Below are 12,695 nucleotides of genomic sequence, written 5' to 3'. Positions count from 1 at the left end.
TATGATTATTGCTCAACCCTAAAGTATGATGCGTAGTCTGCGATTACAGCCTCACCATTCAATTTGCGTCGCAACATGTCATAGGCAATAGCACAGGTAAGTTTACGTACTAAATTGCGCGACCTTCTTGGCAGACGTAACATTTGACTTTCAACACCACCACGGTAAGCAAGGGCTATTGTAATTGTACCAACGGGTTTTTCGTCGCTGCCACCATCAGGGCCTGCAATACCACTTGTGGCTAACGCAAAATCGCTATCGAGTACTTTCCTCGCGCCCTCAGCCATAGCTTCTACCGTTGATATCGATACAGCTCCATGGCTATCCAATGTTGTCGCTGGTACGTCTAATAACTGCATTTTGGCCTGATTACTGTAGCTGACAACAGAGTGCTTTAAGTACTTTGAACTGCCTGAAAAGTCGATCAATTGGCTAGCAAGCATGCCGCCAGTGCAGGACTCTGCGAGAGCTAAAGTAGAGTTACTCTCGAATAATTGATTGTGTATTGCTTCCGCTAATGTTGGTACATCTTCAGCAACGACACTTTCACCTAAACAATCTTTTACTGTTTGAGTAAAGTTAGGTAGTGCGGAAATGGCATCATCACCACGAGCGAACAGCTTGATTTCAATATGCGGCATTGAAGAGCGATAACCAATAGTGATGCCTGTTGGTACATTGAGCTTCTCGAGTTCTTGAGCGAGTGCTGATTCTCCTGCACCTAATGTCAGTAGCTTTTTTAACTTTACCTTTTCTTCAACTTCAAAGGTTTGCTTAATAAACGGAATAAACTGTTCATGAATCATGTGCTTGAGTTCGAACGGCACTCCAGGTGTGAAGAATAGCCATGCATTATTGAGTTTAACTCTGAACCCACAAGCGGTACCCACAGGGTTATCAACAATAATGGCTGACTCAGGTAACATGGCTTGCTTTAGGTTACTTTCTGGCATTGGGCGATTGTTTTTGGCAAACCATTCCCTGAGTCGTTGACTCCATTCTTTATTCTCAATCAGTGCTTCGCCTTTAGCGAGCGCCATCGCTTCAGCAGACATGTCATCACTGGTGGGGCCCAGACCGCCATTCACAATAATGACATCGGCGAACTTACTGCGCTCAATAAACGCATCAATCAAATCTTCAAGACGATCACCGACGGTAATGCGTCTTTGCATTTCAATTCCTTGTTCCATGAGCGTATCTGCGACCCAAGCGGCATTAGTATCTACAATTTGTCCTGCGAGAACTTCTTCACCGGTGCAGATCATTTCTAATTTCATGGTTTGTCCTTTTGACGATGACTTATAGTGAGGCTATTTGTAACGCAGATTTTGTACGGGGTCGACGAAGACCTTATCAGTAACGTGCTGGTTTTGTGTCATGCCACCGATACGGATCAAACTTTCGTTGTAAAGAATTAATCCCCGATGATCCATTGAGGGTTGTGGCAATTTTTGTGGTACTAACCATTGATGGGTCGCTAAATCAAAACGGTTCATCCAAGCAGAAGGTTTACTTGGCTTACCGTTATAACCAATACCGTTGTAGTTGTATGGGTTGTCACTCCCTCCAATAAACACAATTTGACCAGCATTATTGGCGTCTGGGACACCTACCGCGGCCATTCGATAATAGCCTATGTTAGAAGTCGTTTTGGTTTTCGATAACGGAGCAATAAAGTGTGGAATCGCCTGCCAATGAATATTGAGGTGATCTTTTTCATCGATGATGCCATACAAACATTTAGGTGAAGACTCAAAGGTTCGTTTTTTGTTTTCTTGCGCTGTCACTTTTACGCCATCACACAGCACCAGTTCTCTATCAACAGAACCAGCGGCTAGACCAAAAGTAGCGGGGATAGGCATTGGAGTCGCTTGTGCCCAGGAGTTTGTTTTCGTATCGTAAACTTGCACTAAATTAACATTGCCACTTTGGTGCCAGCCACTGAACAGGTAAATATAACGATCTTGGTAATTTATAGCAGTTGTGTCATCTACTGCGACAGGCATGTCGGCAATCCGTTGGTATGATTGAGTTTTAATATCGAATTTATAATTGTCTTTGGTGCTGACTTCAGTGTGATCAGCGGCAACCGTATAACCACCAAAGATATAAGCGGTATCTTTGATACCAATGGCAATCGAAGCTAAACGGCCTTTTAATGCTTCGATATGAGGCACGGGCGGCAAGGTTTGCCATTTAGTCGTATCACCACCTGGTGTGATTTGCCAATTAGCATCTGCTTTTACTGCTAAAGCCCAAGCTTTGTTGTGCACATCATTATAAGTTTTACCTTGAGAAAGCCCCATAAAGCTCAACAAATAATCTTGTTTGTCGACGGTTACTTTTGCCACTGAATTATTCGCAACCGCTTCAGGCAGTGAAGGCAGTGTGTTTGCAAAAGCACTCGGAATGGTTAAAAAGCTGGTTAACAATGTGCTGAAAAAGAGTCTATGATGCATATTATTAATTACAGGGAAGAGGTAACTCAGTATACCGTTAAGGTAATAGCTTGCAACTTGCCTTAGGGAGTACACTGCTCGTCCATGAGTAGTGCGTTTTATATTTAATTAAGATTGACCATTTAACGCTTGGTAAGCGGCATGGAATAGTGAAAATTCAGGTTGAGCTGCAGGTGGTTGCTTGCCGCCCGGTGTGTAGTTGTGCCCTTGAGCAATAGAATCATTGGTAAGCGTCCAGAACCAAACTCCTCCAAGCTTATTTTTCTTCACGATTTGGTTAACCTTAAAGCGAACTGTTTTTGGGGTTTCGATACTATATACAGGATAAGCATCATAGTAGTCGGTTGGTGCTTTCGTAAAGAGCATAGGTACACTATTAGGCGTCTGGTTGTATGCCCAAGCGACAACATCGCCATCTGACGTTTTTGGATATGCAATCGCAAGACTTGGTAATTCTACACCTATATTTCCTCGGTTATCCTTTGGGGTGTTGAGCGGACAATCACCGATTTGTGGCCCTGGCTGTATATCTTGATTTGCCAATTGTAAGAAACACTGATAATTATAAGCACCTGTGAAGTCAACCATACCACCTATAGGATAGTAGGGTTCAGGGTTCGCATTGTAAGCGTATTGATAAGGGCTATTAGCTCCGTAGTAATTATCTTTAAAGGCTGTAAAAATCTCGTCTATACCGTTATATTGCAAAGAATCGTTATATCCGTAATCATTGCTCTTAGTCGGTTTGTCTTTAACAAGCATCATTCTTGAGTAGGCTGGAATACCTAAAATAATCTTGTTGTGTGGCACCTTTTGGTCAAAGTAAATTTGTAAGCTAGCGTTGATGGCGCTAAGTGCTGTTGCTGACTGAGCTGTACCACTCTTATCGTATGCATCAAATTCACCATGAATATCAAACGACATCAAATCAATCCAATCAAGATCGTCAGATAACGTTCCCCAATCGATTGAGCCATCGGCGGTAATTCTGCTAGCTGCTTTACCATCTTTATTACTTATAATGGCTCTAGAAGCTACAGTGAGTAAGTAGTTTTTTCCTAATTTTTTTCTCAATTGTTGTATTAGTAACGTAAAGAAAGCCCCTTCATTTTTGATTTCTTGAGGGGTGGCTGATGGCTTGCCTCTAACAAAACCAGGGTACTCCCAATCAATATTAAGCCCATTTAAACTATGATCGACAACATAGTTGTAAGCTGTTTCTACAAAAGTGCTTACAATGGGGTTATCTGTAGTAATATGAGTACCATCGACAGCCTGGTTTTTGGCGTCTTGGTACATATTTTCAAACTGTTGAGCAAAGCTCCAACCACCTATCGAGGCCAGCAAAGGGATATTATTATTGCTGGCATAATTGCTTAAAGATTGTTGTATTTGGCTGTTAATGTTGCCCTCTAAAGTGTTATCTAAGTTATATACGGTTCCATCAGGTTTACTGGCAATCGAATTGTATGGCATACCACCATAAGATTGTTGCTCAGCGGTATCTTGAGAGTTTTTTATGCTTAAGAATGCATAGGTTATAAAGTTGGGTTTTTCTTGGCCATTCATAATTAGAGTTTTGACTGAAGCAGGCTTTTTCCAATAAGACCAGTCATCGTAAAAACCGCCTACCCACTTTCCATTTGGAACCCAATCAGGGTGCTGTTTGGCATCTATGGTTGAGGCGTGAGTAAAAGGAATGAAAGATAAAGAGGATAATATCAATGTGTGTAAAAGTGACTTCCGCAACATGTTGTTTCTCCAGCAAGAAGTATTAATGTGAGCTGACTTTTATTAAGCATCACATGTCTTGATACGAGAAAACTATGTAGTTCATTTAGACAAAAGCTAAGGATTTGAAGACTCATGATGCCGAGACATTATTTGTTATATGTTCTAGGAATAAAAGGACAATACAATGAAATATTATTCACCAATAATTAAGCTATTTTGGGGAACTTTTAATTAAAATGGTTTACGTCCTTTAGGTTGAACTTCTAACTCATTACTTTTTGAGTAATATCATCACAATTGAATTGCGATTGAAGAAAGTAGCTGCAGCTAAATCCATCTAAAAATTAAAAATAGTCTATAAATAATCAATTCTTTTGTGTATTAATATTTTTAGGCACATCTGTATTTTGATCTACAGGCTCTCGTTAAATTAATTTTTGATTATGAGGGGGTTGAATTCAAAATATTTCGAAAGCTTTCTGTTTAAGCGAAAGTGGGTTAGCAAGAGGAAAAATCATTCTCCATGTTTCAAAACCATAAAATGGAGAGGAACAATGTGGAGCCGAATGTTTTGATTCCTTGAAGGCGTTTTTTATTTGTATAACAAAAATGGGTTACACATTGCTGTATAACCCATTTATTTACAAAGCGTTAAGACTTTGATTTTAGTTCATGCCGTATTTCTTTAGCTTCTTGCGTAAAGTACCACGGTTGATACCTAGCATGTTCGCTGCGCGAGTTTGGTTACCGCGAGTGTGTTGCATGATGATGTCAAGAAGTGGTGCTTCTACTTCACATAGAACCATTTCATATACTTCTTGAGCATCCTGACCGTCTAACTGTTGAAAGAAGTTAGCTACAGCGCGCTTTACAGCGTCACGTAATAATTGTGGCTTAATAGTACCGTTAGCTGTTTCGATTTTACCTACGGTAAGAGGATGAACTTCTGTATTAGTTGTCTGATCAAACATTCGTATTCTGCTCTTTAATAAATCTAATCTAAATCTTCAAAATAGCATTCCACCATGGAATACTGCTCTGTCGCACTTTCCAGTCGATTAAACTCGGCTCGAAACTGGCGTTGTTGCTCTTGGTTGAAATACCAACCTATATGCTTTCTAGCGAACCTTACTCCTTTAAATTCGCCATATAAGTCGTATAGCTTGGTTAAATGTTCCAACATCACTTGCCGTTTGACTTCCTGGCTGATTGGCGCCAGTTTTTCTCCGGTTTCTAAGTAATGCTGAATTTCATTAAAAATCCAAGGGCGTCCTTGCGCACCTCGACCAACCATGAGTGCATCGGCGCCTGTTTTATCCAACACATAACGTGCTTTTTCAGGACTTGTTATATCGCCGTTAGCAACTACAGGGATCGAGATCGACTGTTTAATTGCGCTTATTGTGTCGTATTCGGCATTACCTTTATACATACACTGCCTCGTTCGCCCATGTACGGCGAGTGCGGCTATTCCGCAGGCTTCAGCTATCATGGCAATTTGAATACCATTACGGTGTTCTGGGTCCCATCCCGTGCGAATCTTCAGCGTGACTGGTACATCAACACTGCTTACTACAGCATTAACGATGCGTTCTACAAGTTCTGGGTCTTGCATGAGCGCACTACCAGCGAGCTTCTTATTCACTTTCTTTGCAGGGCAGCCCATATTAATGTCAATGATGTGAGCGCCTTGTTCTACATTGAACTGAGCGGCTCTCGCCATTAACTCTGGATCACTGCCTGCTATCTGCACAGATCGTAAACCTTCTTCGCCAGAGTGCGCCATACGATGCCGGCTTTTGTCTGAGTCCCAAACCTCGGGATTAGACGACAGCATCTCAGATACTGCTAATGCAGCACCGTGACGTAAACATAGGTTTCGAAAAGCCTGATCAGTGACGCCAGCCATTGGTGCCACGATCAGCTGATTCTTCAGTTGATAGGGTCCAATTTGCATAGTTTTAGTCACCTTGTGCGTCAAAGGGGCGCTATATTAGCCCTTTTTGACACACATGAAAAGGTTAATAAATGACCTGAGCGAAACTTTTTTTCTTGACTTTTATTTCCTGTGATCTCAGTAACAACGGCATTTACACAGTCTGTTTACAATTTTGAGTTGTAGAGGTCAATGACGTTTCGCTTGTTTTGTGAGCAGCTAGGCTATTTGCGAATCCCGCTCAAACGGCTCCAGTCATCTTTGTGTTGAGGTGCATCCATTTCAAACCATTGACTATAAAAGTCTTTTAGCTCTTCTGCTTGTTCTCTGAGCAAACCAGAGAGTGCAAGTTTTCCACCTGAATTCAAGTGGCTAGCGATTTGTGGTGCCAGTTCTTTAAGTGGACCAGCAAGAATATTGGCGACTAAAATGTCTGCTTTCAAGTTCGGAGGTGTGTCTTCCGGTAAGTATAAAGAAAGACGATCATTACACGCATTTCTTTCTGCATTGGCTTTTGAGGCTTCAATGGCTTGATAATCGATATCAATTCCCGTCACTGTCTTAGCACCCAACTTTAGTGCTGCAACGGCCAAAATGCCAGAACCACATCCGAAATCGATGACATTGCTGTTTGATAAGTCTAAGCCATCTAACCACTCTAAACATAATGCTGTGGTTGGGTGTGTGCCTGTTCCAAATGCAAGACCGGGATCGAGTATGACATTAATCGCTTCAGGATCAGGAATGTCACGCCAGCTTGGGCAGATCCACAAGCGGGTACCAAATTGGATTGGGTGGAAGTTATCCATCCATTCTCGAACCCAATCTTTGTCTTCGACTTGCTCAATCTTGTATTTTAAATTGTCATCAACATCAGGATGCATTTTGAGCATATCAACGACAGGATTGAGATCCATATCCGCTTCAAATAATGCGGTGACTATGGTGTCGTTCCAAAGAGGGGTTTCACCGAGTTTTGGTTCAAAAATGGGCTGATCTTTACCGTCTTCCATTGTGATTGAAAGCGCTTCGTGTTCCATTAACAAATCGCCAAGCGCTTCAGCGTGTAGATTGTCTGAATGGAATACCAGTTGTATCCAAGCCATGTTTACGTCCTATACTGACATTTCGTAATGGCGCAATTGTATAGTATTACCCATCCACATTCGAATGTGATCTTCTCAGAGCTCTGGAAGCAGCTGAAATAGCAACGAAGTTGATAAAGATCTGTTTTTATTTGTTGATACACATTTGCAATGGAAGCTTTTCGCTTTTGCTGAGCGATGAATTTGAATAACGGGTGAGTAGAGGGGCTGATGATATGAATTTATTTTTTCAAGCTGCGGTGGAAGAAGCAAAGAAAGGGCTGTCTGAAGGTGGGATCCCTATTGGTTCGGTTTTAGTTAAAGAGGGTGAAATCATTGGGCGAGGACATAACCGTCGAGTGCAAAATGGCAGTTGTGTATTGCATGGTGAAATGGATGCGCTTGAGAATGCAGGCAGATTGACGGCTCAGGAATATCGACGTTGTGAACTTTATACTACGTTGTCTCCATGCTCAATGTGCAGCGGTGCTATTTTGTTGTATGAGATCCCTAAAGTGATTATTGGTGAAAACCAAACTTTCTTGGGGGATGAAGAGTTATTGAAAAGCCGTGGAGTGGAGATTGAATTACTCGATGATCAAGAGTGCATTGAAATGATGACACAGTTTATCGACGAAAACCCTGAGCTGTGGAATGAAGATATCGGTGAATAGTGCGACTTCTTGGTGAGCAGAAATAAAAAAGCCAGTCGGTAGACTGGCTTTTAACTGCATGGTGTTCAATCTTATGACTTAGCACGCTTCATTGCAGTGAAGAATTCATCGTTAGTCTTGGTCATGGCCAATTTATCGATTAAGAATTCCATCGCACTCACTTCATCCATTGGATTTAGGATTTTACGCAGGATCCACATCTTCTGAAGTTCATCTGGCGTTGTGAGTTTCTCTTCACGACGAGTACCTGAGCGGTTGAAGTCAATCGCTGGGAATACACGCTTTTCTGCCGCTTTACGAGAAAGGTGTAACTCTTGGTTACCTGTACCTTTAAATTCTTCGTAAATGACTTCGTCCATCTTAGAGCCAGTATCAACTAACGCTGTAGCGATAATGGTCAAGCTGCCGCCGTGTTCGATGTTACGTGCTGCACCAAAGAAACGTTTTGGACGATGTAATGCGTTCGCATCAACACCACCAGTCAGTACTTTGCCTGATGATGGGATGACGGTGTTGTATGCACGAGCTAAACGAGTGATCGAGTCAAGCAGAATCACAACGTCTTTCTTGTGCTCAACTAAGCGCTTAGCTTTTTCGATAACCATCTCAGCCACTTGTACGTGACGACTTGCTGGTTCATCAAAGGTTGAAGCAATCACTTCACCTTTAACCAAGCGTTGCATCTCGGTAACTTCTTCAGGACGTTCGTCAATAAGCAGTACCATCAATACCACTTCAGGGTTGTTATAACTGATGGATTGAGCGATGTTTTGAAGAAGCAGTGTTTTACCCGCTTTTGGCGGTGCAACAATAAGACCACGCTGACCTTTACCTATAGGCGAACATAAATCTAAAATACGTGCAGTGATGTCTTCCGTAGAACCATTACCACGCTCCATGCGGATACGTTCATCAGCGTGCAGTGGTGTTAAGTTCTCGAATAAGATCTTGGTGCGAGAGTTTTCCGGCTTATCGAAGTTAACTTCATTAACTTTTAATAGTGCGAAATAACGCTCACCTTCTTTTGGTGGACGGATTTTACCGTGAATGGTGTCACCCGTACGCATATTGAAACGACGAATTTGGCTTGGAGAGACATAAATGTCATCAGGGCCCGCTAGGTAAGAGCCACCGGCACTACGTAAAAAGCCGAAACCGTCTTGGAGAATTTCTAATACGCCGCCACCAAAAATATCTTCACCACTTTTAGCGTGAGCTTTTAGGATAGAAAAGATGATGTCTTGTTTGCGCGAGCGACCCATATTGTCGAGATTCATGCTCTCAGCCAGTTCAACTAGCTTTGATATGGGGGTTTCTTTAAGTTCTGATAAATTCATGTTGGGGTCTTGTGTTACACGACTATATGCACTGACGTTTCAGTATAAATAATATGTGTTCCAGATTATTGGTCGTTTATGAGAAGGTGAATGTAGTTAGATGTTGTTTGATTACAAACTAGCACTAAGCAGGGCGAAGATCCAGAAATTTAGCTGAACTTGGTGCAATTATTTATAAATTGCACCAAGTGTTGAGTAATTGAGGAGTTGCTCTCCTAACAATTACACTTGAGCGTCGATGAACTCTTTTAATTGAGTTTTAGACATTGCACCTACTTTGGTTGCTGCAACTTCACCGTTCTTGAACAGTAATAGTGTTGGAATACCACGTACACCATATTTAGCTGGTGAAACGTTATTTTGGTCAACGTTTAGCTTAGCTACTGTTACTTTTCCTTCGTATTCCTCAGCGATATCGTCTAGGATTGGCGCAATCATTTTACATGGGCCACACCACTCTGCCCAGAAATCAACAAGTACTACGCCGTCAGCTTTTAATACGTCATTTTCAAAGCTGTCATCGCTCAGGTATACAATTTTATCGCTCATGATGTTCTCCAGTTAGGTTGCCATTGCTGGTTTGTTAATGGCTTAACCTGTATATTGGGCTAACCAATTTGATTTTCAAGTTGGTCGTTACGAATAATTTATGTTGTTTTATTGGAAGATGAAAGCTTCAACAAGTTTTTTATTTCAAACTTAATGAGTTAGCGTTTCTCTTTTGGTAAAACACAGTATTTGAGAGTAAAGACCGAATTTGTAGTTTAGATATTACAAACGATCAAGTATCTTGTTGCAACCCTAACTGGTATGCTTACGCTATGAGCGAAACACATTTATCAAATCAAAAGTTTGCTGATCTTTCTTTAGCACCTAAGGTGTTATCAGCACTAGAAGAGAACGGATTCGAACATTGTACTCCGATTCAAGCCTTATCTTTACCCGTCTTATTGCAAAATAAAGACATTGCAGGTCAAGCCCAAACCGGGACTGGCAAAACAATGGCTTTTTTAGTGGCAACGTTTAACCATTTGTTGACGACGCCTGCGTCAGAGATGAGAGCCATCAATCAGCCTCGTGCGATCATCATGGCACCGACTCGTGAACTTGCGATTCAAATTGCCAAAGATGCACAACTGCTTTCAAAGCATACAAAGTTAAAAGTCGGCATCGTATACGGTGGTGAAAGCTACGAAACCCAAATGAAGGTTTTAGAGAAGGGCGTTGATATTTTAATTGGTACCACAGGTCGTATTATCGATTATGTTCGCCAAGGTGTCATCAGTCTTAACTCAATCCAAGCAGTCGTACTTGATGAAGCAGACCGTATGTTTGATTTAGGCTTTATTAAAGACATTCGATTCTTATTCCGTCGTATGCCTGATGCGAAACAGCGTTTAAATATGTTGTTTTCAGCCACGCTTTCTATGAAAGTGCAAGAGCTGGCATACGATCATATGAATGATCCAGTTAAAGTCGAAATTGCGCCTGATGAAAAAACCTCAAAAAATATCCAAGAGGAATTGTTTCATCCGTCAGGTGAAGACAAAATTCCACTACTGCTGACTTTGATTGAAGAAGATTGGCCGGAAAAAGCCATCATCTTTGCTAACACAAAGCACATGTGTGAAAAGCTATGGTCTTGGTTGGAAGGTGATAGTCACCGTGTTGGATTGTTAACAGGTGACGTGCCGCAGAAAAAGCGTTTACGCATTTTAGATCGCTTCACTAAAGGTGAGTTGGACTTTTTAGTCGCAACCGATGTCGCAGCACGTGGACTGCATATCTCTGATGTATCTCATGTGTATAACTTCGATTTACCTGATGACTGTGAAGATTATGTGCACCGAATTGGTCGTACAGGCCGTGCTGGGCAAAAAGGGATGTCAGTCAGTTTTGCATGTGAAGAGTATGCGCTGAATTTACCTGCCATTGAGCAGTACATTGAGCATTCGATTCCTGTATCAGGTTATGACCGAGAAGCTTTGTTGACGGACATTAAGCCGGTAGCGGTACATCGAAAACAACCTCAACGTAATACTCGTGAGCGAAGAACAGGTAAACCATCCGGCGGAAACTCAGGTCGCCCACCTAGGAATAATCGTAATCGTAGACATTCATGAGTAAAGATTTCGCCGCCATCACTTTAGGCTCAAACAGTTTTAATATGCTGGTGGCAACACTGGAGGACGGTGTTCCTCAAGTTGTTGCCAAGTATAAACAGAAAGTGCGATTAGCTTCTGGTATTGATACTCAGGGCATATTGAGTGAAGCGGCGATAAAAGATGGTTTGGCGTGTTTGGCTATGTTTGCTGACAAACTAAATCAACACCAAATCACTCATGTTAAGGTTATTGCGACTGCGACATTGAGGCAGGTTTCAAATTCCAACGACTTTTGTCAACAAGCTTTAAACATTTTACCTTTTCCCATTGAAATTATCTCAGGTGATAGAGAAGCTGAGCTCATTTATCTTGGTATGTTTCATCATACTCAAGGTGAGCATCGCCGCTTGGTCATCGATATTGGTGGCGCGAGCACTGAGTTTATCATCGGTGATGGTGAGCAGGTACTTTACAAAAAAAGTTTGCCGATTGGTTGTGTAAGCTATTTAACGCCGCATTTTTCTCACTTCCCGCATAAATCAGGGGATTTTGATTTATTAGCGTTACAAGTTAAGCAGGTGCTTGCTGAGCATTTAGCTGAAATTAATGCTTACGGTTGCCATGATGCGGTGGGTGCCTCAGGTACTATCCAGACCATTATGGAACTTTTACGTCATCGTGGTCATGATGAACGTATTTCCGTGGCATTTCTTGAGCAAATGAAACAAGAAATCCTTGAACAAACGTGCCCTAAGTTTTCTGAAATAGAGGGATTAACAGAAGAAAGAGCGCCAACGTTAGCAACGGGTGTAGCCATATTGTTAGCGCTATTTGAGTTGCTTGAATTACAGTCCATTAACCTTTCCGGCGGTGCGCTCCGTGAAGGTGTCTTGCAATTACTTGCCCAAGAATCATTGGCTCAAGATAGCCGCTAAATCTTGCTCTAATGTTGTTTCTGGTCGCTCTGTTATACGGCCCACTTCTCTGCCATCTTGCATTACGATATACGTTGGTAGACGAGTAAAGTCATAAGCTTGGCTTTCTGCTTGCGGATCAACCTTTTCTCTATCAACACCAATGTATTCAACAGTGACTTTATGATTACCTGCATCGTTAAGCACATTCATAAAGCGTGGAATATCACGGTGACAGTCTGGGCACCAAGTTCCGATAATAACAGCAATATGAGTGTCAGTGCTTACGTCTTTCAGAGGTTGTATAAATTCAGGGTTAGTTTGATAATTACCATCATAATCAGGGTATTCACTGAGCTTTTTGTCCAGCACAGTTGGATTTATTTTTCCGAGTAACATGATTTACTTCTTCATTAATTTTTACTGCATAATGCAGAGCTTTGTGTGT

12 protein-coding genes are annotated in these 12,695 nt (G+C 41.7%); 3 read left to right on the top strand and 9 right to left on the bottom strand.

The genetic code is table 11. The features are described 5' to 3' along the window. Positions 1-5: 5 nt before the first annotated feature. The 6 genes from AC1EU2_RS11990 to prmA form a co-directional block, all read right to left on the bottom strand. Positions 6-1,280: a CinA family nicotinamide mononucleotide deamidase-related protein gene (locus AC1EU2_RS11990; protein ID WP_480298511.1), complete on the bottom strand. Its 1,275-nt coding sequence runs from the start codon at positions 1,278-1,280 to the stop codon at positions 6-8. Between the two features lie 33 nt (positions 1,281-1,313). Further along, positions 1,314-2,537, bottom strand: a complete 1,224-nt coding sequence (locus AC1EU2_RS11985; RefSeq protein WP_480298510.1) for a Kelch repeat-containing protein — start codon at positions 2,535-2,537, stop codon at positions 1,314-1,316. 33 nt (positions 2,538-2,570) lie between these two features. Next, positions 2,571-4,214 carry a glycosyl hydrolase family 18 protein gene (locus AC1EU2_RS11980; RefSeq protein WP_480298509.1) on the bottom strand — a complete coding sequence of 548 codons (1,644 nt, stop codon included), beginning with the start codon at positions 4,212-4,214 and terminating at the stop codon, positions 2,571-2,573. A gap of 647 nt (positions 4,215-4,861) precedes the next feature. Then, a complete protein-coding gene (gene fis / locus AC1EU2_RS11975; RefSeq protein WP_129945755.1) occupies positions 4,862-5,167 on the bottom strand; it encodes a DNA-binding transcriptional regulator Fis in 306 nt (101 codons plus the stop codon). A gap of 23 nt (positions 5,168-5,190) precedes the next feature. Further along, positions 5,191-6,153 carry a tRNA dihydrouridine synthase DusB gene (dusB, locus tag AC1EU2_RS11970; protein ID WP_480298508.1) on the bottom strand — a complete coding sequence of 321 codons (963 nt, stop codon included), beginning with the start codon at positions 6,151-6,153 and terminating at the stop codon, positions 5,191-5,193. 203 nt (positions 6,154-6,356) lie between these two features. After that, positions 6,357-7,238, bottom strand: coding sequence for a 50S ribosomal protein L11 methyltransferase (gene prmA, locus AC1EU2_RS11965; RefSeq protein ID WP_480298507.1), 882 nt, complete (start codon positions 7,236-7,238; stop codon positions 6,357-6,359). Between the two features lie 215 nt (positions 7,239-7,453). On the opposite strand from prmA, the gene AC1EU2_RS11960 reads away from it, so the two are divergent. Beyond that, a complete protein-coding gene (locus AC1EU2_RS11960; protein WP_480298506.1) occupies positions 7,454-7,891 on the top strand; it encodes a nucleoside deaminase in 438 nt (145 codons plus the stop codon). 71 nt (positions 7,892-7,962) lie between these two features. Here AC1EU2_RS11960 and rho read toward each other — a convergent pair whose 3' ends face one another. Beyond that, positions 7,963-9,228 (bottom strand): transcription termination factor Rho, encoded by a 1,266-nt coding sequence (gene rho / locus AC1EU2_RS11955; protein WP_480298505.1) that lies wholly within the window; start codon positions 9,226-9,228, stop codon positions 7,963-7,965. A gap of 222 nt (positions 9,229-9,450) precedes the next feature. Continuing rightward, a complete protein-coding gene (gene trxA / locus AC1EU2_RS11950) occupies positions 9,451-9,777 on the bottom strand; it encodes a thioredoxin TrxA (RefSeq protein ID WP_129945044.1) in 327 nt (108 codons plus the stop codon). A gap of 272 nt (positions 9,778-10,049) precedes the next feature. Between trxA and rhlB the strand changes: the two genes are divergently transcribed. Together rhlB and AC1EU2_RS11940 are read left to right on the top strand one after the other, a co-directional pair. After that, a complete protein-coding gene (rhlB, locus tag AC1EU2_RS11945; RefSeq protein WP_480298504.1) occupies positions 10,050-11,351 on the top strand; it encodes an ATP-dependent RNA helicase RhlB in 1,302 nt (433 codons plus the stop codon). Beyond that, positions 11,348-12,268 (top strand): Ppx/GppA phosphatase family protein, encoded by a 921-nt coding sequence (locus AC1EU2_RS11940; protein WP_480298503.1) that lies wholly within the window; start codon positions 11,348-11,350, stop codon positions 12,266-12,268. The genes rhlB and AC1EU2_RS11940 overlap by 4 nt, the downstream gene beginning before the upstream one ends. On the opposite strand, the gene AC1EU2_RS11935 is transcribed toward AC1EU2_RS11940, so the two are convergent. Then, positions 12,245-12,646, bottom strand: coding sequence for a TlpA family protein disulfide reductase (locus tag AC1EU2_RS11935; RefSeq protein ID WP_480298502.1), 402 nt, complete (start codon positions 12,644-12,646; stop codon positions 12,245-12,247). The genes AC1EU2_RS11940 and AC1EU2_RS11935 overlap by 24 nt on opposite strands. Positions 12,647-12,695: the final 49 nt, after the last annotated feature.

This window comes from Parashewanella sp. 2304DJ23-3 (assembly GCF_056591695.1).
The sequence above is the reverse complement of the archived record's forward strand: the minus strand, read 5'-3'. Positions and strand labels throughout refer to the sequence as shown.

Coding starts and splice junctions, on each gene's coding strand:
- AC1EU2_RS11990 (WP_480298511.1), bottom strand. CDS start 1,280: ATGAAATTAGAAATGATCTGCACCGGTGAAGAAGTTCTCGCAGGACAA.
- AC1EU2_RS11980 (WP_480298509.1), bottom strand. CDS start 4,214: ATGTTGCGGAAGTCACTTTTACACACATTGATATTATCCTCTTTATCT.
- fis (WP_129945755.1), bottom strand. CDS start 5,167: ATGTTTGATCAGACAACTAATACAGAAGTTCATCCTCTTACCGTAGGT.
- dusB (WP_480298508.1), bottom strand. CDS start 6,153: ATGCAAATTGGACCCTATCAACTGAAGAATCAGCTGATCGTGGCACCA.
- prmA (WP_480298507.1), bottom strand. CDS start 7,238: ATGGCTTGGATACAACTGGTATTCCATTCAGACAATCTACACGCTGAA.
- AC1EU2_RS11960 (WP_480298506.1), top strand. CDS start 7,454: ATGAATTTATTTTTTCAAGCTGCGGTGGAAGAAGCAAAGAAAGGGCTG.
- rho (WP_480298505.1), bottom strand. CDS start 9,228: ATGAATTTATCAGAACTTAAAGAAACCCCCATATCAAAGCTAGTTGAA.
- trxA (WP_129945044.1), bottom strand. CDS start 9,777: ATGAGCGATAAAATTGTATACCTGAGCGATGACAGCTTTGAAAATGAC.
- rhlB (WP_480298504.1), top strand. CDS start 10,050: ATGAGCGAAACACATTTATCAAATCAAAAGTTTGCTGATCTTTCTTTA.
- AC1EU2_RS11940 (WP_480298503.1), top strand. CDS start 11,348: ATGAGTAAAGATTTCGCCGCCATCACTTTAGGCTCAAACAGTTTTAAT.
- AC1EU2_RS11935 (WP_480298502.1), bottom strand. CDS start 12,646: ATGTTACTCGGAAAAATAAATCCAACTGTGCTGGACAAAAAGCTCAGT.